19 protein-coding genes and 2 tRNA genes are annotated in these 21,630 nt (G+C 39.5%); 6 read left to right on the top strand and 15 right to left on the bottom strand.

The features are described 5' to 3' along the window. Positions 1–203: 203 nt before the first annotated feature. A complete protein-coding gene (locus H0185_RS08685) occupies positions 204–1,007 on the bottom strand; it encodes a TerC family protein (RefSeq protein ID WP_221873109.1) in 804 nt (267 codons plus the stop codon). A 272-nt stretch (positions 1,008–1,279) separates the two neighbouring features. Next, a complete protein-coding gene (locus H0185_RS08690; RefSeq protein WP_221873110.1) occupies positions 1,280–1,891 on the bottom strand; it encodes a DedA family protein in 612 nt (203 codons plus the stop codon). A 570-nt stretch (positions 1,892–2,461) separates the two neighbouring features. Here H0185_RS08690 and H0185_RS08695 point away from each other — a divergent pair. Continuing rightward, complete coding sequence (locus H0185_RS08695; protein WP_221873111.1) at positions 2,462–2,902, top strand: acyl-CoA thioesterase; 441 nt, start codon at positions 2,462–2,464, stop codon at positions 2,900–2,902. A gap of 125 nt (positions 2,903–3,027) precedes the next feature. Here H0185_RS08695 and H0185_RS08700 read toward each other — a convergent pair whose 3' ends face one another. The 8 genes from H0185_RS08700 to H0185_RS08735 all read right to left on the bottom strand — a co-directional run bounded on the left by H0185_RS08700 (position 3,028) and on the right by H0185_RS08735 (position 13,656). After that, entirely contained in the window at positions 3,028–3,339 is a 312-nt protein-coding gene (locus H0185_RS08700) for a hypothetical protein (RefSeq protein WP_221873112.1), read from the bottom strand. A 201-nt stretch (positions 3,340–3,540) separates the two neighbouring features. Continuing rightward, a complete protein-coding gene (locus tag H0185_RS08705) occupies positions 3,541–5,325 on the bottom strand; it encodes an L-lactate permease (RefSeq protein ID WP_221873113.1) in 1,785 nt (594 codons plus the stop codon). A gap of 264 nt (positions 5,326–5,589) precedes the next feature. Continuing rightward, positions 5,590–6,363 (bottom strand): fumarylacetoacetate hydrolase family protein, encoded by a 774-nt coding sequence (locus H0185_RS08710; protein ID WP_221873114.1) that lies wholly within the window; start codon positions 6,361–6,363, stop codon positions 5,590–5,592. Positions 6,364–6,479: 116 nt separating this feature from the next. Continuing rightward, complete coding sequence (locus H0185_RS08715; RefSeq protein WP_221873115.1) at positions 6,480–8,660, bottom strand: malate synthase G; 2,181 nt, start codon at positions 8,658–8,660, stop codon at positions 6,480–6,482. A 157-nt stretch (positions 8,661–8,817) separates the two neighbouring features. Continuing rightward, positions 8,818–10,278, bottom strand: coding sequence for an FAD-linked oxidase C-terminal domain-containing protein (locus H0185_RS08720; protein ID WP_221873116.1), 1,461 nt, complete (start codon positions 10,276–10,278; stop codon positions 8,818–8,820). Further along, on the bottom strand, positions 10,278–11,633 hold the full coding sequence (locus H0185_RS08725; protein ID WP_221873117.1) for a (Fe-S)-binding protein: 1,356 nt from the start codon (positions 11,631–11,633) through the stop codon (positions 10,278–10,280). Before H0185_RS08725 ends, H0185_RS08720 begins: the two co-directional genes overlap by 1 nt. A 1-nt stretch (position 11,634) precedes the next feature. After that, on the bottom strand, positions 11,635–12,945 hold the full coding sequence (locus tag H0185_RS08730; protein ID WP_221873118.1) for an FAD-binding oxidoreductase: 1,311 nt from the start codon (positions 12,943–12,945) through the stop codon (positions 11,635–11,637). A gap of 18 nt (positions 12,946–12,963) precedes the next feature. Then, positions 12,964–13,656: a FadR/GntR family transcriptional regulator gene (locus H0185_RS08735; RefSeq protein ID WP_221873119.1), complete on the bottom strand. Its 693-nt coding sequence runs from the start codon at positions 13,654–13,656 to the stop codon at positions 12,964–12,966. Between the two features lie 233 nt (positions 13,657–13,889). Between H0185_RS08735 and H0185_RS08740 the strand changes: the two genes are divergently transcribed. Beyond that, entirely contained in the window at positions 13,890–14,450 is a 561-nt protein-coding gene (locus tag H0185_RS08740; RefSeq protein WP_221873120.1) for an FAD-dependent oxidoreductase, read from the top strand. Between the two features lie 102 nt (positions 14,451–14,552). Here H0185_RS08740 and H0185_RS08745 read toward each other — a convergent pair whose 3' ends face one another. Next, complete coding sequence (locus H0185_RS08745; RefSeq protein WP_221873121.1) at positions 14,553–15,155, bottom strand: cell wall hydrolase; 603 nt, start codon at positions 15,153–15,155, stop codon at positions 14,553–14,555. A 298-nt stretch (positions 15,156–15,453) separates the two neighbouring features. Here H0185_RS08745 and H0185_RS08750 point away from each other — a divergent pair. Together H0185_RS08750 and H0185_RS08755 are read left to right on the top strand one after the other, a co-directional pair. After that, positions 15,454–15,527 (top strand) — tRNA-Gly (locus H0185_RS08750). A gap of 3 nt (positions 15,528–15,530) precedes the next feature. After that, positions 15,531–15,619, top strand: a tRNA-Ser gene (locus H0185_RS08755). A gap of 81 nt (positions 15,620–15,700) precedes the next feature. Here H0185_RS08755 and H0185_RS08760 read toward each other — a convergent pair. Next, positions 15,701–16,141, bottom strand: a complete 441-nt coding sequence (locus tag H0185_RS08760) for a Dps family protein (RefSeq protein WP_221873122.1) — start codon at positions 16,139–16,141, stop codon at positions 15,701–15,703. 226 nt (positions 16,142–16,367) lie between these two features. Between H0185_RS08760 and H0185_RS08765 the strand changes: the two genes are divergently transcribed. Beyond that, the gene (locus H0185_RS08765; RefSeq protein WP_221873123.1) at positions 16,368–16,901 is read left to right on the top strand and encodes a YceI family protein; all 534 of its coding nucleotides are present in this window, start codon (positions 16,368–16,370) and stop codon (positions 16,899–16,901) included. Positions 16,902–17,377: 476 nt separating this feature from the next. After that, on the top strand, positions 17,378–18,826 hold the full coding sequence (gene katA, locus H0185_RS08770; protein WP_221873124.1) for a catalase KatA: 1,449 nt from the start codon (positions 17,378–17,380) through the stop codon (positions 18,824–18,826). Between the two features lie 84 nt (positions 18,827–18,910). On the opposite strand, the gene H0185_RS08775 is transcribed toward katA, so the two are convergent. From H0185_RS08775 to H0185_RS08785, 3 genes are read right to left on the bottom strand one after another with little or no spacing between them, the layout of a single operon-like run. Beyond that, entirely contained in the window at positions 18,911–19,669 is a 759-nt protein-coding gene (locus H0185_RS08775; RefSeq protein ID WP_221873125.1) for an iron ABC transporter ATP-binding protein, read from the bottom strand. Further along, positions 19,663–20,613, bottom strand: a complete 951-nt coding sequence (locus tag H0185_RS08780; RefSeq protein WP_221873126.1) for an iron chelate uptake ABC transporter family permease subunit — start codon at positions 20,611–20,613, stop codon at positions 19,663–19,665. The genes H0185_RS08775 and H0185_RS08780 overlap by 7 nt, the downstream gene beginning before the upstream one ends. Beyond that, positions 20,606–21,556: an ABC transporter permease gene (locus H0185_RS08785; RefSeq protein ID WP_221873127.1), complete on the bottom strand. Its 951-nt coding sequence runs from the start codon at positions 21,554–21,556 to the stop codon at positions 20,606–20,608. Before H0185_RS08785 ends, H0185_RS08780 begins: the two co-directional genes overlap by 8 nt. Positions 21,557–21,630 lie beyond the last annotated feature (74 nt).

A 21,630-nucleotide genomic window follows, 5' to 3' on the forward strand; every position in this document is an offset into this window, starting at 1 on the left:
GAACTTCAATCAAAAATGTACTTTAACACAGCTTTTTTCCTATAGGTTTAGGCTTCGCCCTCTTTATCTTTAACTCTATAAAAATAGGACTTAATAAACAATATTATACCCACCCCAACTTAGTTTGTCCATTGAATAAACAAAGTAAAATGAAATTAAAAAAGCTTATGTATTAAGGTAGCAATACATAAGCTTTAAAATGATTATGATACTTGAGAAGCTTTCTTATCCGCTTTTTCCGACACGTCATTCGATAAGAACCAACCAGCAATGGCAATTCCAACTAAGACAACATAGAAAGTTACTTTCCAACCTGTGGAATGAGAAAACTCTTCACTTAATACTCCAAGTGCTGGATGTGAAAGGGTTAATACCGCTAGTTTGACCCCTACCCAACCAACAATGAAAAAGGCAGCCATCTCCAAACCTGGTCGTTTTTCTAGTAATTTCACAAAAAGACCTGCGGCAAAACGCATGATGATAACCCCGATCATTCCTCCAGTGAAGATTACGAGAAACTTTCCTCCATCCATGCCGCCAATTTGAGGGAGTGGAGTATTCGGAAGTGTCATGGCTAATGCAACAGCTGCTAAGATAGAATCTACGGCAAAAGCAATATCTGCTACCTCCACTTTAAACACGGTCATCCAAAAACCGCTTTTTCGTTTTTCGGGTTTTCCTTCATCTTTATCAGTTTCTGAATCATCCTCTGCTTTCCCTTTGACCCACTTCCTGAAGATGTGGTTGAATGCCATAAATAATAGATAAAGGGCTCCAATGGCCTGAACCTGCCAAATATCTACTAAATAGGAAATGATGAAAAGTGATACAAAACGGAAAACAAAGGCTCCTGCCAAGCCGTAAAACAACGCCTTCTTTCTTTTTTCTTCTGGTAAATGTCTTACCATAATCGCTAGCACCAAGGCATTATCTGCCGCTAAGAGTCCTTCCATTAAAACAAGGACAAGGAGTACCCAGCCATACTCGAGCAATAAAGCCATTTCCATAAATAGAATCCTCCTAAGTATACGTCTGTTATTTAAAGGCAACAAAAAGCCTCTACCGCATTGGTAAAGGCAAAATAAATAGAAAAGACCCTTACCGTTGAAGTAAAGGTCTTGCTAACAACAGAATTGTTGCCAATAAAGCCGGAGAACAAGGTTCTCGTCATGACGACTTTTATTGTACAGCTACTCCCCTTTAAATAGGAAAATATACAATTAATTACTATTTAAGATTATGCTAGATTAAGTGAATTGTCAACAACCCTAACGATAGTCTAGCGAAACCTTCGCGCTCTTTTAAGGTACCAACTTATGCAAACAATCCCGATAATAAAAAATGAAAGATAAAATACATCTTTGTAAATCTCAATATAACCAAGAATGACTTCCCAAGACTCACCTAGAAATGCTCCTAAGCACACTAGAATGGTATTCCACACAAGTGTTCCTAAGGTTGAAAAAATAAGAAAGGTGGAAAAATTCATTTTCGCCATCCCGGCTGGTATGGAAATTAGACTTCGGACAACAGGGATTAGTCGACAAAAGAACACGGTCCAACTCCCATACCTCAAGAACCATCCTTCTGCTGTGCGGATATCCTTTTTTGAAACCCTAAGAATATGCCCCCACCGCCCAACAAAGCTTTCCAATACACTTACATTGACTAGCCTGCCGACCCAATATAAAATAACTGCTCCTAGTACTGAACCTGCAGTCGAAGCGACAATAACACCTGGGACCGTCAACATCGTCCTCGTTGTCATAAAACCCCCAAACGGCAAGACGATTTCTGAAGGAATGGGTGGAAAGAGGTTTTCCAAGGCAATAACCGTCATAATTCCGATATAACCAAATTCCTCCATAAACGTGAATATCCAGTCTTTCATCTGCACCCTCCGTTTCTACAAAAGAACATGTCCATTGACATTGTATGCCTACGAACAAGTTCTTATTGATATTTTTTCATTTAAACCCATAAAATCCGCTAGATAGAGAACACCAAGAAATACGATGACAAACGGAATTCAGAGATTCTTCGTATTCACAGCTTTCTTCCCTCTTTCAAGAATCATTTCGAATAAATCCTAATCCATGGTAATATCCCCAATGATATCATAGCCCCATGACCTTACAAACAATTGAATCTTACTAAAATTCATGGACACTAATAGCTCAATTCCTCTGCTGTAAAACTTACCTCCCGATGTTATGCCTCCTCTTAAACTTGTTATTCAAACAACTATAGAATTGAAGGAAAATCTAAATTAGGAATAAACAAAACCTTATATTGCCACCGTATCGAAAAACTACCACCGAATAGCAATTATTGCAGAGGAATCTGTTGAAGGATTTATTCTAACTTGTTATAGTTTGAATATTAAGTAAATTTTAGTTATAACACAGGCTGCAGATTCAACACAATCTAATAGAACACTAGATATTAGGAGGAACAACTAATGACAGAGGGTTTCCGTTTTTCACATCGCTTAAAGGTAAGGTACTCAGAAATTGATGGTCAAAAAATTGTGTTTAATGCCCATTATTTAACCTATCTCGATGTTGCTGTTACAGAATATTTTCAAGAGGGCTTGGAAATGGATGTGATGCAATTAGCAGAACAGGGGACATTTGACTTTGTCGTTGCGAAAACGACATTAGAGTATAAGGACTCAGCTCGACTGAATGATTGGCTAACCATCTGGTGCCGCACGTCGAAAATTGGCAACAGCAGTATGACAATGGAATTTCATATTATTAGAGGTGGCGAGACTACTCCTTTGCTTGAAGCAGAAATTATTTATGTAAGCTATAATCCTTTAACTCATGTAAAACAAGCTGTCCCCGGGTTTGTCCGCGAACGAATTGAACAATTCGAAGGAAAAGAACTAACTAAATAACAGTTTATACAATTTTTAAAAAGGATTGCCCCTCCTCTCTGCCTGAACTACTAGCTAGAGAGGGTACAATCCTTCTGACTGAGGGCTTTAATTAAAATATCGCCCTCTTCTTTGTATTTTTTATGCTAAATTCTTTTCAAGTGTACGTCGGACGGAACCAGTACCTGCAACAACAAGCCTCCAATTTGGTGTAATTTTATCATCATTGAAAGTGGGAAGGTAATCTTGCTTTCGTCTTCGAGATAAGATACAAAACCTTCTTCCACATTTCCCCTTTTCGCCCATTCCTTAGCCATCGTCAACACCGCACGCTTCAGAATATCATCGTTGTGGGAGCAGTTATCCATACACACAAACGCCAGTGGATATTGACCTTTTTTATATCGACGGTAAGCCAGAGTCGTAACAATGCTCAAAGCATGGATTGGGTAATCCACTCACTTTCGAAATCTCTATCAATTATTCCAAGGTATTCTCCAGATGGAATCGTTAATGAATAGCCTTTCTATTTGATAGTGAAACTAGCCATTTGTAGGCTTGGATTTTCAAAAACTTCAAACCTCAACTTCTTTCCTTTTTGCATTTTTCAATAAAAAAACACCGCTACTCGATTTAATTGAGTAGCGGTGTTTTCGAACTTACATGGATTTCCCACCAGGGTGATTAATTGTAAGTTGTGCAGCACGTTTTTTATTTGTCGCGATAATGTAAATGGCAATCATCGCAATGAAGGCAACAATAAAGGTACCTAGATTGAAGATTCCTTTATCTGCATACCAGACAATTGAGTAGCCAAGTCCTCCGAGTAGGAGGGCATAATAAACGAATGGGAACAGGGTTTTACGAATAACGTCTCCTTCTTTCCCCATTAAACCTACCACGGCTGATGCAGCGACAACATTATGAACACAAATCATATTACCAGCCGCTCCCCCAACTGCCTGTAAGGCAACGATCCAGGTTGGGTCAACCCCAATTTGGGTACCTACATCGTATTGGAATAACGAAAACATCATATTACTAACTGTATTACTACCGGCAATGAATGCACCAATTCCACCAATAAAGGTTGCAAAAATTGGCCAGTATTCACCAGCTAGTGCTACAACACCGTTAGCAAGTTCAATCGGCATACGCTCATATCCAGCAGCCCCGCCACCGGAATTCAAAAATACTTGAACCATTGGAACAGTGAAAACTAGTGCCGTTGAAGCCGCAATTGTCGTCTTCGCTGATTGTGTGAATGCCGATTTGTATGCGCCTCCATTCATTCCGTGAATGAAGAAGGTAATCAAGGAAACTAGGATAAAAATCGTTCCTGGTGAATAGAGCGGTTGAAAGCTTGCTGTAATCCCCGAACCAAATATATCCTCTGCCGCTAGTGTCCAAGATTGTAGCCACTCTAGAAATGGTAGCGATTTCAATCTTGAAAGCACTAAAAAGAGACCAACTAAAATGTATGGAGACCAAGCACGAACCATACTCATACTTCCACTCTTATGAGCAACATCTCGAATTTCAATTTTCCCTGTCCAAGTTGGATCCCACTTCGACTTCTCTTCAAAATCCCAAACTTCTTCCTTTGGAGGCATAAGGAATCCCTTTTTGGCCGCAAATACCACAATGGCCAATCCTACTAATCCACCAATCATAGATGGGAACTCTGGTCCGAGGAAATTTGCTACAAGCACATATGGAATTGTCATTGCGAATGAAGCAAATAGCGCAAACTTCCAAATCTTAAGACCTTCTGTAAATGATTTGTTTTTCCCGAAGTAACGAGTCATTAAAGCAACAAGGAACAATGGAATGAGAGCACCAGCCACCATATGCAAGAGAGCAACTTTCCCTGCAATAACGGTGACGAGTTGATAAAAGTCATTTGTGATACTTGGATCTGCAGCTAAACCATTTCCTACCCCAACTACCATTGGAGTACCAACGGCGCCAAAGGAAACCGGTGTACTTTGTATAACCATCCCGGCAACAACGGCGGCCATTGCTGGAAAGCCTAGTCCAACCATAAGTGGAACAGCTACTGCTGCTGGTGTACCGAAACCTGCTGAACCTTCAATAAATGATCCAAATAACCAGGCAACAATTATAACCTGAATCCGACGGTCTTCTGTAATATCCGTAAAACCTTGACGGATCGTTTTTAATCCGCCGCTTTCCTGTAGAGTATTTAATAATAAAATAGCACCAAAGATGATGTACAAGAGTGTTCCTGCCACAACTAACCCATTAATTGATGCCGCTGCGACGTTTGCACCAGGAACCTTCCAAATAAATAACGCCAAACCAATGGCCACGAGATATGAGATTGGCATGGCCTTGCTTGCAGGCATTCTCATACCAACTAGGAAAATTCCTACAGCTAAAATAGGTAAAAGTGATAAAAATGCTAATAAACCAGTACTCAAATTATTCCCCCCTTTATTTGTTTGCGCTTACAATTGTCGTTAACTCTTCTATTCCAGAATAATGTTATATAACTAGAATAGATTTGTTGTATAACACAACCCTAACCCAATTATACTAAAAATTCTGTTTGTTTCAATAATTTTTGCAATATTCATTGAAATAAAAAAATAAAAAACACGATTCCCTATTTAATGGAAATCGCGTTTCATTACACTTAAAATAAATTTAACCTGCTTGTATTTCTCCTAATGGCAAAAAACCCTTTAAGATACATGACTTTTTGTTGTCACAAAGGAGTTACGTAAAATCCCTATTTCTTTAATTTCACACTCAATACTATCACCAGCATTTACCATCTCGGCACCTAGCGGACTTCCAGTTAAGATAACATCACCAGGCTTTAAGGTCATCACATTGGTTAAATATGAAACCATTTTACGAAGAGAGATAATCATTAACTCAGTTGGACTATTTTGTTTTTCAACACCGTTAAGCTTAGCCTCTACCCTGACTGTATCGGGATCAAGTTCAGTTTCAATTACAGGTCCAAGCGGAGTGAAGGTATCGAACGACTTTCCGATTGTCCAGTGCCCATCTTCACGGAAAAATTGTGGAGCTGTTACATCATTGCCTACAGTGTACCCAAATACATAGTCTAAAACATCTTCTTCAGCAACATTTCTTGCTTCTTTTCCAATGACAACAGCCAATTCAGATTCAAATTTCACTTGCTCGATTCCTTCTGGAATAACAATCTCATCCTCAGGACCAATGACAGATGAAGTTGGCTTGAAGAAAAATACCGGAATCGCTGGAAGGTCACTTGGCAAATCCTCCGTTTTCGCAACATAATTTGCTCCAATTCCAATCACTTGATTTGGCTCAAGCGGGGCAAGTAACTTTACTTCTCCAAGAGAGAAAACATTCCCTGTATAAGTCCAGCTAGTAAAGATATCTCCTTTTATCTCTCTAATGGTTTCACCCTCTAGGACACCTGCTAATGAGTCTTGTCCGACCATGAATCTAGTAAATTTCATTTTAAAACCTCCAAATGATGTTTTCTAGTAATTTTAATCTGTGGCTGACGATTGAAATATGTAACAAAATAATCTCTACAGGGCATCAAAATGCCCTGTAGAGGAAAAGGTTATTTTTAATGTTGTGTCGCAAATTTCGCTTTTGCTTCCTGACGACGACTATGAAGAATTGGCTCGGTATATCCATTTGGCTGTTCTAGTCCTTTAAAGACCAAATCACAAGCAGCTTGGAATGCAACAGAGTTGTCATAATCAACCGACATTGGACGATACGCTGGATCTCCTGCATTCTGTTCATCCACGACTTTTGCCATGCGCTTCAGTGTTTCCATCGCTTGTTCTTTTGAACAAATACCATGGCGCAGCCAGTTGGCCATATGCTGACTAGAAATTCTTAATGTTGCACGGTCTTCCATTAAACCAACATTGTTAATATCTGGAACCTTCGAACACCCAACACCGAGTTCAACCCAGCGAACAACGTAACCAAGGATTCCTTGGGCATTGTTATCTAGCTCTTCTTGGACTTCCTCCGGTGTCCAATTTGGACTTTCAGCAACTGGGATTTGAAGAATATCATCGCGTAGATCTTTGACTTCCTTCTTCAATTCTTCCTGAACTTCCTTCACATTTACCTGATGGTAGTGAAGGGCATGTAGAGTAGCCCCAGTAGGAGATGGAACCCAAGCTGTATTCGCTCCCGCTTTTGGATGGCCGACCTTCTGCTGAATCATCGCCGCCATCATATCAGGCATTGCCCACATTCCTTTTCCAATTTGAGCTTTGCCTTGGAAACCAACGGATAATCCAGTAAACACATTGGAATTTTCATATCCTTGTAGCCAAGTAGAAGATTTCATATCACCCTTGCGAATCATTGGTCCCGCTTCCATTGAAGTGTGCATCTCATCTCCAGTACGGTCAAGGAATCCAGTATTAATGAAGACAACACGATCTTTAACTTCTTTAATACAATTCTTTAAGTTAAGTGAGGTGCGGCGTTCCTCATCCATTACCCCAATCTTTAAGGTATTTCGTTCTACTCCAATTAAATCCTCAATGCGATCAAACAACTCGTTTGCGAAGGCTACTTCTCTAGAGCCATGCATTTTTGGTTTAACGATATAAATAGAGCCCTTCAATGAGTTTTGGTGTGCTCCATTGCCCAAAATCGTATGTTTCCCAATTAAACTAGTGAACACGCCATCCAGTATTCCCTCAGGAATCTCTTGCCCGTTTTCATCTAGCACGACATTTGTTGTCATCAAATGACCTACATTGCGGATGAACAACATGGAGCGACCTCTTAGGGTAAGCTCTTCCCCGTTAGTAGCTGTATAGGTACGGTCAGGGTTCATAGCACGCGTTAACTCTTTCCCATCTTTGCGGAATGTCGAGGTTAAATCACCTTTCATTAACCCCAACCAGTTGCGATAGATAAGTGTCTTATCATCGGCATCAACTGCTGCAACAGAATCTTCACAGTCAATAATCGTTGTGACTGCCGACTCTAATAGGATATCTTTTACCCCTGCTTTATCTGATTTACCAACAGAGTGTGTTCGGTCAATTTGGATTTCAAAGTGAAGTCCATTGTTTTTAATTAAAATTGCCGTTGGCTCTTCTTGGCTACCTTGATAGCCTGCAAATTTATCAGCATCCACAAGTCCCGTTTTTTCACCATTTTCAAGTTTAACCTTAAGCTCGCCATTTTCAACGGCATATTGGACAACATCACCATGTGATGCACCCGTCAATGGGGTTGTCTGATCTAGGAAGTTCTTACCAAACTGGATAACCTTATTCCCACGAACAGGATTATATCCGATTCCTTTTTCTGCACCATTTTCCTCACTGATTGCGTCTGTACCGTATAAAGCATCGTAGAGACTTCCCCAGCGAGCGTTTGCGGCATTTAATGCGTAACGTGCATTGTCTCCAGGAACAACCAATTGAGGTCCTGCTTGAATCGCTACCTCATCATCGACATTGGTTGTTTGAATCTGGTAATCTTCTACTATAGGCTCTAAATAGCCAATTTCTGTTAAGAAAGATTTATAGCTTTCAAAATCAAAATCTTGACCATTCTCTTGATGCCATGCATCGATTTTTGCTTGAAGCTCATCACGAACGGCGAGAAGCTCCTTATTTTTCGGGGCAAGATCATGAACTAACTGACCAAACCCTTGCCAAAATGAACTTCCTTCAACCTGACTACTAGGGAGTACTTCGGAATTAATAAAATCATATAGTTTTTTTGCAACTTGAATACTACCAACTTTTACATACTCTGTCATTTGTCTGTTCCTCCATTTCATAGCCTCATAGGGACATAATAGCACTATTAATACTGCAGCTTCAAATTAATTTTCATAATATTTTAAAAACTACTTTGTTGATTTCCGCTATAGGCACTTTACTTTTTATGCCGTCCAAAAACCCATAAAGCAAACCTTATGAAGTTACTGACGCTTTCATTTCTTTTTTCACTTCAACACAACGACCTGGAGATGGGAACAGTTTTCCGGCATTTAATAGATTCTTAGGATTGAATACCTCTCTTACATCTGTTTGAGCCGCAATCTCTTCTTCCGTAAAAACAAAACGCATCTCTTCTCGTTTTTCTATTCCTACACCATGTTCACCCGTAATGGTTCCACCTACGTCTGCACAAACCTTTAAGCAGGCACTTCCTGCCTCTAACGCTTTTTCAATTTCACCAGGTACGCGTGCATCAAACAAAACGAGTGGATGCAGGTTTCCATCTCCTGCATGGAAAATGTTCGCTATCCGTAGACCAGACTCATTACTGATTTGATTAATCCTGTCTAGTACAACAGGGAGTTTACTACGTGGAATCACTCCATCTTGAACAAGATAGTCTGGTGAAATAGCCCCCATCGCTCCAAATCCAGTTTTTCGATTTGCCCACCAACGACCTCTTTCAGCCTCATCCTGGGCAACCTTTACTTCACGAACATTACGATTTCGGCATACCTTAAGAATTTCGTCAATCTGCTCATCAATTCCTGCAGATATTCCATCCACTTCAATTAATAATACCGCATCTATATCCTTTGGGTGTCCTACAGGGAAAGCTGCTGCCTCTACTCCCTCTATCGCTGTTTTATCCATCATTTCGAGTGCAGCTGGCACAATTCCAGAAGAGATAATATCGGAAACTGCCTGGCTTCCATCTGATACTTTATCGAAGTAAGCAAGAACAGTTTGCTTAGCTTCTGGGTTCTTTAAAATCCGAACAACGATTTTGGTCACAATCCCGAGTGTTCCTTCTGAACCTGTAATAAGACCTAATAGGTCATAGCCTGGTTCATCGGCCACTCCATCCTTCCCAATTTCAATGATATCTCCATTTGGCATAACGACTTCTAATCCAAGAATATGGTTTGTTGTTACTCCATATTTAAGGCAGTGTGCTCCCCCTGCATTTTCAGCCACATTCCCACCAATCGTACAGCAATATTGGCTTGAAGGATCCGGGGCATAGTAATAACCTTTATCGGAAATGGAGTTTGTCAACTTTAGGTTCACAAACCCTGGTTCAACTACAGCTCGTCGATTTTCCATATCTACGCTTAGAAGGCGTTTCATTCTTACCATCGAGATAATAACTTCTTCATTTAAGGGTATCGCTCCACCACTTAAGCCTGTTCCTGCTCCACGTGCTAAGAATGGTAAATCATGTTCATGGCAGTATTTCACAAGAGCGGCTACTTCCTGGGTATCTTTAGGAAAGACAACGGCTTTAGGCAAATGTTTGTGTATTGTAAAACCATCACAATCATAAGCGAGTAAATCCTCTTTTTGATAGAGGATTGAACGTCCTCCTCCAACAATCGCAGCAAGTTGTTGAATATGTTTATCCTTTGACTTTATTGCCTTCACTGCTGCCATTATAGATCCCCCTTTCCGTCCTCTTTTTGATAAGCCCAATCAAGTAATTGGACGGTATGGACAATCTGCTGATTTCTACCGTATTTTTGAACACCTATAGCCATTTGCAGCATACATCCTGGATTTCCCATGGAAATCATCTCAACATCATCAGGAACATTGGCCATTTTATTTTCTAAAACAGCTCCAGCCATCTCTGGATTGGTAATATTATAGATTCCGGCACTACCGCAACAGCGATCTGAATTTGGCATATGAACCATTTCCACTCCAGGAATATCTAAGAGAATATCTCGTGGCTCTTGACGAATGCCTTGACCGTGAGCAAGGTGACAAGCATCATGGTAAGTGATACGCTTGTTAATTTCTGCCTTCGGCTTTTCATAGCCAGTATCGTGCAAATGCTTTGAAATGTCTTCAACCTTTTTGGAAAATTCCTCAGCCTTTTCATGCCATTCTGGCTCATCCGGGAATAACTCAGGATATTCTTTAAGCATGCATCCACATCCAGCAGCGTTCACAATGACTTTGTCCGCATCCTTGAAGGCTTCAATATTCTGTTTCGCAAGCTTCCTTCCTGTATCACGATCACCAGCATGCACATGAAGGGCACCACAGCAACCTTGATTTTTTGGAATCGTCACTTCATTCCCATTACGCGTAAGTACATTGATTGTTGCCTCGTTAATATCACTAAACATTACATCCATAATACATCCTGTTAAAAAGGCAACTTCCTGCTTTGTTTCACCCTTTGCTGGAATCACTGTTTGATTTTTATATTTTTCTCGAACAGGTTGCTTTATTTCAGGCATAATGGATTCCATTTCAACAAGATGATCTGGCATGATTTTAATCAACCCAGTTTTTCTAACAGCTGTTTGCATTCCACTCTTCTGATAGAACTTTAACAAGCCTCCTAATTTGTTTAGGCGCGTTTGCTTTGGAAAGATTCCTTTTAAGAAAAGTTTGCTTACCGCTCCTTGCCAGCCAGTCAGAGGAATGGCTTGTCGAACTTGACCACGAGCCTCCTCAATCAGCCCACCTACATCTACATCCGCTGGACACGCCGTTGTACATGCACGACAATCCAAGCAAGCAAATACAGGTTCAGAGAAAAATTGGTTTAGTTCGAGTTTACCTTCCGCCACAGATTTTATTAGGTGGACACGACCTCTTGGAGAGTGTTGTTCTTGACCTGTAATTTCATAGGTTGGACAGGACTCAAGGCACATTCCACAGTGAACACAATCTGCCCATTTGTTTTCATCTGGATGATCCTTTGGTAGATAATTGCTTAAACTTTGTGTGGCACAAGCTGGATCTTGATTTAAGTCCATTTCTCTTAAACTCAAATTATATCCCCCCAATAAATCGTTTTGGATTCATGATTCTACTTGGGTCCATCTTTGCTTTTATTCCTTCAAGAAGCCTGAAGTAGGATGGCCTTTCGCCCCAAACATCTACCTTCCCATTCAATGACTCTGGCAAATACTGGACAATCCCATAACCACCCAATTCCGCTGCAAACACTCGCAATCGGGAGATAGATTGAGCTACATCCTCGCTAGCTCCATGAAGAATTACTTGGCAAATCCCTGTTCCAAGTCCACCATGTGCTTCAGCCTTAACTGAATACTGATCTGATAACAGCTGACACTCTCTAGCAATCTCAAGAACACTTAAGTTGACAACCCCAATTTTCATTAAAGCTACCGTCCCAGCATTGTTTTCATTTGAAGTATCAGGATCGCAGCCACTTGGAGCAGCTGTATAGAGCCTTTGCCAAAAACTAGCAGCTTGGTCTTTACGAAGAATTGTGAGCTCCGCATTTTTCGGTCGTAACTTTTGGATGAACTCCTCCTGATAAGTAACCGAAGTTTCTACGTCTTCTAAACTTATCGCTAGTGTATAAGCATTTTGCTCGACAAGCTTCTCAGCCATTGCAGGGTTTAACAACTCTAGCGCTACTGGCTCCATCATTGAATCGAGAAGTTCTACCGCAAACCTACGGACTTCGTCAAGGTTTCCATTTGAAAATGATAGCAAAATTAGGCTTTCACATTTTTGTAGTGGTCTCAGTTTTAGTGTAATTTCTGATAAAACCCCTAGCGTCCCCATCGACCCGATAAAAAGCTTATTCATATCATAGCCAGCGACGTTTTTTACCACTCTGCCACCAGATCTAATCACTTTTCCATTAGGATAAACAGTTCTTAAGCCAATAACAGAATCCCTTGCTGTACCGTAGCCTAGGCGTTTTGGTCCACTGTCATTCGCTGCAATCACCCCTCCAATAGTTGCATCCCTTGGCCAGGAAGGATCCAGTGCAACCTTTTGTTTGTGCTGTGCCAAATATTCTTGTAATTCCTCATACCGGGTACCTGCCTTAACCGTAACCGTCATATCCCCAACCGTATGCTCAACAATTCCGGTATATTCAGATAGTGATAGATTAATATCTACCCTTTCATTTGAAGTGCCTACTTTGCTTTTCGTTCCTCCACCTATGATGCAGATGGTCTTTTTTTGTTCCTGACAATACTTTACGATTTCAGCGATTTGTTCTTCTGTATGCGGAAACAGGGTAACTTGATTTTCCTCTGTCGTTATTTTAACTTCTGGTAAAACCGCTTTCAATTCAGTAAGAAGCTCTGCAGTAACCAAATGAACACCCCCTATGTTCTATGCGTTTTCTAGGACACTACTTTGTAAAAGTGCTTCAACAAAGGCTAAATGGTCCATCGTCTCCTGATAGGCAGCCTTTGGATTTTGATCTTTGATCGCCTGTAGAATGCGAGCATGCTGTTGGTCAATCCTATTAACCAGCTTGATATCTTTCTCAATATGCTTATAAAACTCAATCATAACTTTCTTCATCGCCGAAGAAATGAATTCGACTAGTTGAAGCAAAATTTCATTCCCTGAACTTTTGGCTATCGCCATATGGAAGCGATAATCTGACCCCCATCCAGATTCAGACTGGTTAGAAAGAATGTCTTCCATTTCAATAATCATTTCATCTGTGCGGTTTAAAGAAGCCATTTCCGCCATGCCCGTTTCAAGCATTTTCCTCACCTGGAACAGTTCCTGGATATCCTTTAAACTCGGGAGTAAGACTTGGCTCTTAAAAAGACTTGAAGAGTCAAAGCCTCGGATATAGGTTCCTTCCCCTTGCTTCACCTCAACGGTCCCTTTCCCCTTTAAAGTTGTGATGGCGTCCCGAACAGCCGAGCGCCCAACACCAAATAACTCACAAAGTTCCCGAACCGATGGTAATTTTTCGCCAATCGTGAAATCTCCTGATTCAATCATTTTCTCAATTCGCTCTACCACATGATCAGAAACCTTTTTATTCTGTATTTTCTCTACGTTCAAATGATTTCCACCCACCTTTCAGATATCACATATCTGATAAGTTCTATCTACCCACTATTAAACCACTCCATTTATAGAATTTCAATGAATTTTTTAAATTTAACAAAGAATCTAAATAATTTACTTTTTTAGAAATAACTCGTGTTTTTACAGAGAGAGATAAGCAAAAAATTAGGAAGAAAAATTTTAATTTTGCTACAATAGTAATGATAATAAAATAGGAGGTAGATGGTATGTTTGATATCGCTATTATTGGAGCTGGGCCAGCCGGAGCAAGCGCTGCTATTTTCACAGCAAAGGCAGGTAAGAAAACCTTACTAATTGACAGCGACAAGAGTATGACCAAAAGAGCATGGGTTGAAAACCACTATGGAGTTCAGGAAGTTACTGGACCAGATTTAGTACAGACTGGTAAGCAACAAGCAACCAAACTTGGGGCAGAACTAGTTCAACAGGAAGTAACCAATATTACGAAAGGTGACGAAGGATTTATCCTTGAAGCAGATGGTCAAGAATTTCAAGCAAAACATGTTATCCTGGCTTCAGGTGTATCCGTGGCATTAGCCGAAAAAATTGGTGTGAATACAAAAGAAGGAACAGAACCACGCATTAAGACCGTTCTTGATGTTAGTGCTGATGGAAAAACAAATGTAGAAGGTATCTGGGCAGCAGGTACATGTGCTGGTGTGAGTGTACATACCATTATCACAGCTGGTGATGGCGCTAAAGTAGCCATTAATTTGTTGAGTGAACTAAATGGAGAACGTTACGTCGATCATGACGTTTTAAAATAAGAAAAGCGCAAGCGTCCTACTCAGTGGCTTAATTTCTGAACGACATCTTTTTAATGAAAAACAGCGTAGGAGAAAATCTCCTACGCTGTTTTTCATTCTATATTATTTTGCAAAGCGATGATTCCCAATTGTAACTGTTACTTGACGGGAGAATATCCAATCGCTTTTTGCTGTTTTTGGATTATAGAAGAACAATGACCCACTACCTTGCCCACGGAACGCTAGTGCTTCATTGACTGCTCTCTTTGCTTCAGCATCTGCCGCTTTATTTATTTCACCATTTTGTACTGGAGTAAAAGCATAATAACCATTCGCCTTTTCATGAACTACACCGCTAACTGTATTCGGGAAGTCTTTGCTAGCCACCCTATTCAAAATAACAGTTGCAACTGCTACTTTCCCTGCGTAAGGCTCACCTTTAGCTTCAGCATGAACAAGACGGGCCATTAAATCGATATCTGCTGCTGAGACACCTGTCGTGCTTGGAATGGTAAACTTTTGTCCAGGATAGATTGTATTTGATGAAAGTTTATTGGTTGTTTTTAACTGATTTAAAGTAACACCATATTTTGATGCAATCTTCCATAAGGTTTCCCCTGATTTTACCGTATGTTGTGTTGCTGCATCGGCATTAGGAATAAACGCTGTAAATGCAAGGGATGCTGTCAATGTAAATGCTAGAGTAATTTTTTTTAAGTGTTTCATTTCGTTACCTCCTAGTAATCTCGCTGTCTCTACTAGTAGGCTATCAGTTGTAACATAATGAATCATTAACCAAAAAGTGGTATCTATTAATAGTTTGCTAGAATCCTTATGGAGTCTAGCTTTTACCAGTGGACGGAAAAATATTCCTCTCTCGACCTTTTCCCAAAAATAGGATTAGCAGTATCTTACTGGATGTATTTTTACAGACTGACACAGGTTTGTAATGCTTATTTCTGCTTCCTACCATTTCCTGTACCAACAAAAGGATGATTATGCTATAATATTTTCATAAAATCGTGCGGGTGTAGTTTAATGGTAGAATTCCAGCTTCCCAAGCTGACGGCGGGGGTTCGATTCCCCTCACCCGCTCCATATGGAGATGTACCCAAGTGGTTATAAGGGGGCGCACTCGAAATGCGCTAGGACGGGCAACCGTTGCGTGAGTTCGAATCTCATCATCTCCTTTTACTATCAAAAAAGGACAGCCGAAGCTGTCCTTTTTTCGTATTCATATGAAGAAACTATGTTTTGCCTTGTCGACTCTATTATCTACCAAGAAACGAATTCAGCATCCACACATGTTTCTCGAGACTTGAATGGATGGATAATAATAAATCCCCTGTTGTTTCATCTCCTACTGATCCTGCAATCTCCATCCCGTTTTTTAACTCCGTTATCAGGACTGTGAAATCTTCAACAATAGTTGCAACCATATCTGTTGCAGACTCGCCACCAGTAGCTTCTTTAACAGAAGAGATTTCCAAGCATTCGCGCATAGTCGCTACAGGTTTATCTCCAAGTGCTAATAAACGTTCTGCAAGTTCATCAATATGTAGTGCGGTTTCATTATATAGCTCTTCAAATTTGGCGTGAAGGGTAAAAAACTCTGGTCCTGTTACATACCAATGATAGTTATGTAATTTGATGTAAAGTACGCTCCAGTTAGCAATCTGCTGATTAACTGCCAATGTTAATTCTGTCTTCAAGCGAATTCCTCCAATAATTATATTTTCATAATTATTATAGTCTATTTAACTAATATTTCCGTTAATTGTTGCAATTGTTCACAATAAATTCAAACCTCTTTTCTTTTTTTTCAAAACAAACTAAAAAATGGATTTTTTCTAATTGACAAGACATGCTAACCAAAGCTATAATTTATCTCGAATTAAGTTATTTTTAAATCAAGATATAGTAATGGAGGAGAAACAAATGACAAAGGCAAAATGGATCGTAGACCCTACGCATAGTAGTGTAGATTTTTCAATTAGACATATGATGTTTACTAACGTAAAAGGGAGTTTCCAAACATATGATGCAACCATTATAGCGGATCCTAGTGATTTGACTTCGGCTGAAATTGCATTTTCAGTTGACCTAGCAAGCGTAGATACAAAGAACGCTGACCGTGACAACCACCTCCGTTCAGCAGATTTCTTTGATGTGGAGAACAAACCTAAAATGACTTTTACAGCAACCAACATCGAGAAGAAAGATGACGGAGAGTATTCTGTAACTGGAGATCTTAGTCTAAATGGTGTGACAAAATCAGAAACATTCCTTGTTGCGTTTGAAGGCCAAGGAAAAGATCCATGGGGCAACGAAAAAGCAGGCTTCAGTGCCGAGGGTACACTGAACCGCTCAGACTATGGGCTAACTTGGAATGCTGCACTAGAAACTGGTGGAGTACTTGTTGGAGATAAGGTAAAGGTATCCTTACAAATTCAAGCAGCTAAAGCGGAATAATATCAATAAAAACATAAGATTTCTGAATGGCGGTTAGATGATTAAATCAAAAACTTATAGTAAATGGATAAACAACAGGCTGATACTCACGCCTGTTGTTTTTATTTTCTCAATTACGATTAGGTTTTCCAGTTAATTCTCAATTACTCCAAGACTGTAATCCATTATATTAGAATATAAACCTTGGTTTTTCTCAATAATTCTCACCTCGTAAAGAAAAAAAATTTATGATATTTGTCCCAAAAGGGGAATAAACTATTGATGAGGTAGATCATTCCCTTTTGATAGCAGTCATGTTTGCTCTCTTATTTTTAGGGTAGATACATTTACTAGTTAAGATAATTAGTAGTTTAATTGTTGACTTAAATACAAGCCCCATATTATAATAATTTTAAATTAAGATTGATTTTTATATTAATCTTAATTTATTTTATATATAACTAATGAAATCAAACATAAAGGGAGGACGTAATAATATGAGTAAAAAGCTTACGACAAGCTGGGGTTCCCCAGTAGGTGACAATCAAAATTCCATGACAGCCGGATCACGTGGACCAACTTTAATCCAGGATGTTCATTTATTAGAAAAACTAGCACATTTTAACCGAGAACGTGTTCCTGAACGTGTTGTTCATGCCAAAGGTGCCGGTGCACATGGCTATTTCGAGGTAACGAACGATGTAAGTAAATACACGAAAGCGGACTTCTTATCTGAAGTAGGTAAGCGTACTCCTATGTTTATTCGTTTCTCAACGGTTGCCGGTGAGCTAGGTTCAGCAGATACAGTTCGTGATCCACGCGGATTTGCCGTTAAATTTTATACTGAAGAAGGAAACTACGATATCGTAGGAAATAACACACCTGTGTTCTTTATCCGCGATGCGATTAAGTTCCCTGATTTTATTCATACACAAAAGAGACACCCACAAACACATTTAAAAAACCCTAATGCGGTTTGGGATTTCTGGTCATTATCTCCTGAATCCCTTCATCAAGTAACGATTCTAATGTCAGACCGTGGTATCCCTGCAACACTTCGTCACACGAATGGATACGGAAGCCATACATTCAAATGGGTAAACCAAGATGGCGACGCTGTTTGGGTGAAGTACCACTTTAAAACGGACCAAGGTGTCAAAAACCTTGATGTAAACCTAGCAGCTAAACTTGCTGGAGAAAACCCAGATTACCATACTGAAGATTTATTTAATGCGATTGATAAAGGGGATTTCCCTTCTTGGACTCTTTATGTTCAAATCATGCCAATTGAAGATGCAGATACGTATAAATGGGATCCATTCGATGTTACAAAGGTTTGGTCTCAAAAGGATTATCCGCTAATTGAAGTTGGTAAAATGACTTTAAACAAAAACCCTGAAAACTATTTTGCTGAAGTAGAGCAGGCTACTTTCTCTCCTGGAAACTTTGTACCAGGTATTGAAGCATCCCCAGATAAAATGCTACAAGGACGTCTATTTGCTTATGCTGATGCACATCGATACCGTGTTGGTGCTAACCATAACGCACTTCCAATCAACCGTCCTAAAGCAGAAGTAAACAACTATCAGCGCGATGGATTTATGCGTCCTGACAACAATGGTGGAAGCAGCGTCTATTATGAACCAAATAGCTTTAGTGGACCAAAAGAGTCTGCAGAAGACCGTACCTCCGCTTTCCCAGTTTCTGGCGTAGCTGAAAGTGTTAGCTATGATCATAACGACCATTATACGCAAGCTGGAGACCTTTACCGCCTAATGAGCGAAGAGGAAAGAGCACGCCTTGTCGAGAACATTGTCGGTGCGATGAAGCCTGTTGAAAGCGATGAGATTAAGCTTCGTCAAATCCAACATTTCTATAAAGCAGATCCAGAGTATGGAACTCGTGTAGCAAAAGGTCTTGGCCTCCAAGTTCCTGTTCAAGCGTAAATCATATAAAACAAACAAAAAAGTCGAATGTATCTGTTGATACATTCGAATTTTTTTAAATATAGAAATCTATAAAACATGAGGTTATGAGTAGAATACACAGATTTTTTCTCGATTAATCTCCTCAATCTTAAAATCAATATCATACACTTCATTTAGAACAGTCGGGGTAATAATCTCATCTGTAGTTCCCTCTTTAATTACTTTTCCATCCTTCATCGCGACAATATAATCAGAATAACAAGAAGCAAAATTGATATCATGTATGACAATCACAACAGTTTTCCCAAGCTCATCGGCGAGCCTTCTTAACGTTTTCATAATTTGCACAGAATGCTTCATATCAAGATTGTTTAATGGCTCATCGAGGAGAACATATTCTGTATCCTGAGCAATAACCATCGCAATATAAGCACGTTGTTTTTGCCCACCACTTAGTTGATCTAGATACTTATGTTGGATATCTTCTAATTCCATGTAACGAATGGCTTCATTTACGAGACGGCGGTCTTCTTTCGTCAATCTTCCTTGGGAATATGGGAACCGTCCAAAGGACACGAGCTCTTTTACCGTAAGGCGTACATTAATATGGTTTGATTGCTTTAGAATGGAAATCTTCTTAGCTAAGTCATTGTTCTTACAACGTGTAAGGTCCATGCCATCAATATAGATTTCCCCTTCATCCTTAGCGATCAAGCGACTAATCATTGAAAGCAGTGTACTTTTACCTGCTCCATTCGGTCCGATAAAAGAGGTAATTTTTCCTTTGGCAATTTTAACTGAGACGTCTGTGATTACATTCTTTTTGTTGTATCCTTTAGAAACGTGTTTAACATCTACCATGATTTACTCTCCTTTAACAACAGATATATGAAATACACTCCACCAACGAAGTTGACAATAACACTTAGTGTGGTATCGAACGTAAAGACTCGTTCAACAATCAATTGACCGCCTACTAAAGCAATAATTGAAATAAAAACGGAACCAATAATTAAGTAGCTATGTCTGTACGTATTCAGAAACTGGTGAGCAACATTTGCGACCAATAAGCCGAGAAATGTTATGGGTCCGACAAGAGCGGTTGAAATCGATACAAGGATCGCAATGACGACTAGTAATCTTTTAACGACGTAATCGTAGTCGACCCCAAGGTTTACAGCCTGATCCTTCCCTAATGACAAAACATCTAAGTATTTAATCAGTTTCACGGAGTAAAGTGAAACCAATATCACCGCAATAGTGGCAATCAATAACAAGTCTGTCTTCACATTGTTAAAACTAGCAAACATCCTATCTTGAACAACCATAAATTCATTCGGGTCAATTAAAACCTGCATAAATTCTGTTATACTCCCAAAGAAGGTCCCAAAAATAATTCCAACCAACAAGAGGAAGTAAATGTTTTGACCATCTCCCCGGAACAATAATTTGTACAGTAGTCCGGCAAAAATGACCATTAGCCCAACTGAGATTAAGAAATTCACATTCTCATTTGTAACAAGTGTGTTCATTGAACCTAATACAAAGATTAGAAAAGTTTGAATCAATAAATACAATGAATCAAGACCAATAATACTTGGTGTTAATATACGGTTATTCGTTATCGTTTGAAACACTAGTGTTGAAAAGGCGATAACGCCCCCAGTTAATATAATTGCATAGACCTTTTTCAATCTTCTAGGCAGGGCATAATCCCAATTGTTTCCTAAATCAATAAATATAAATGCTACAGCTAGCGCTATAGCCACAACGGCTAATCCGATCAATTTACTCTTATTACTCATATGCCTTTCTCCTCATAATCATGTAAAGAAAAATTCCGCTCCCTATTACCCCGACAGTTAGACCGATAGGTACCTCGTATGGATAGATAACAACTCGACCTAATATATCACAGGCTAATACGAAAACTGCCCCTAATAGTGCCGTATGAGAAAGGCTTTTTTGTAAATGATCTCCCCGGTACATCGTTACGATGTTGGGAATAATCAATCCTAAAAACGGAATCATTCCTACCGTCAGCACAACAATTGCCGTAATCAAGGCAACAATCATTAGACCGATGTTCATGATTTGTTTATGATTTAATCCAAGATTGACTGCGAACTCTTCTCCCATACCTGCAATGGTGAACTTATTGGCATACAGGTAAGCGATAACGATTAGAGGAATACTAATGTATAAAAGCTCGTAACGTCCTTGTATCATCATCGAAAAATTCCCTTGCAACCAAGAAGACATATTTTGAATTAAATCCTCCTTGTAAGCAAAGAAGGTCGTAATAGAACCTACAATACTACCAAACATCATACCAACAAGAGGGATGAAAATGGCATCCTTATATTTGATTTTATCTAGTAGTTTCATGAAGATAAAACTTCCTAAAAGAGCAAAGAAGAATGCAACCAACACTCTTACAAACTGCCCCGCTCCTGAAAACAGCATCATGGAAACTAAAATACCAAATCGTGCTGAATCTTCAGTTCCTGCCGTAGTTGGGGAGACAAATTTATTTCTTGTGAGCTGTTGCATAATCAACCCACAAATACTCATCCCAACACCTGCTAAAATAATCGATAATAATCGCGGGACCCTACTTACTAATAATACATGTATTTGCTCTTCCGTTAGTTGGAACAAATCCAGTGGCGATATATTTTGCACTCCGATAAACAGTGAAGTGATCGCTAATACAATAAAGCTAATGACTAAGTATATAAGTTTCATAATAGATCCCTAACTCTTTCTATGAATTGCGCCATTTGATTTTGAAAAATGTCTATCCTTAAATAAACATTCTG

The sequence above is a fragment of the Mesobacillus maritimus genome, assembly GCF_019749255.1.
GTDB lineage: Bacteria > Bacillota > Bacilli > Bacillales > Cytobacillaceae > Mesobacillus_B > Mesobacillus_B maritimus_A.

What these genes read in the sequence shown, in the direction of transcription:
- H0185_RS08695 (WP_221873111.1), top strand. Translation starts at nt 2,462, where the DNA reads ATGACAGAGGGTTTCCGTTTTTCACATCGCTTAAAGGTAAGGTACTCA.
- H0185_RS08745 (WP_221873121.1), bottom strand. Translation starts at nt 15,155, where the DNA reads ATGAAACACTTAAAAAAAATTACTCTAGCATTTACATTGACAGCATCC.
- H0185_RS08690 (WP_221873110.1), bottom strand. Translation starts at nt 1,891, where the DNA reads ATGAAAGACTGGATATTCACGTTTATGGAGGAATTTGGTTATATCGGA.
- H0185_RS08780 (WP_221873126.1), bottom strand. Translation starts at nt 20,613, where the DNA reads ATGAGTAATAAGAGTAAATTGATCGGATTAGCCGTTGTGGCTATAGCG.
- H0185_RS08715 (WP_221873115.1), bottom strand. Translation starts at nt 8,660, where the DNA reads ATGACAGAGTATGTAAAAGTTGGTAGTATTCAAGTTGCAAAAAAACTA.
- H0185_RS08765 (WP_221873123.1), top strand. Translation starts at nt 16,368, where the DNA reads ATGACAAAGGCAAAATGGATCGTAGACCCTACGCATAGTAGTGTAGAT.
- H0185_RS08710 (WP_221873114.1), bottom strand. Translation starts at nt 6,363, where the DNA reads ATGAAATTTACTAGATTCATGGTCGGACAAGACTCATTAGCAGGTGTC.
- H0185_RS08775 (WP_221873125.1), bottom strand. Translation starts at nt 19,669, where the DNA reads ATGGTAGATGTTAAACACGTTTCTAAAGGATACAACAAAAAGAATGTA.
- H0185_RS08785 (WP_221873127.1), bottom strand. Translation starts at nt 21,556, where the DNA reads ATGAAACTTATATACTTAGTCATTAGCTTTATTGTATTAGCGATCACT.
- H0185_RS08740 (WP_221873120.1), top strand. Translation starts at nt 13,890, where the DNA reads ATGTTTGATATCGCTATTATTGGAGCTGGGCCAGCCGGAGCAAGCGCT.
- H0185_RS08720 (WP_221873116.1), bottom strand. Translation starts at nt 10,278, where the DNA reads ATGGCAGCAGTGAAGGCAATAAAGTCAAAGGATAAACATATTCAACAA.
- katA (WP_221873124.1), top strand. Translation starts at nt 17,378, where the DNA reads ATGAGTAAAAAGCTTACGACAAGCTGGGGTTCCCCAGTAGGTGACAAT.
- H0185_RS08685 (WP_221873109.1), bottom strand. Translation starts at nt 1,007, where the DNA reads ATGGAAATGGCTTTATTGCTCGAGTATGGCTGGGTACTCCTTGTCCTT.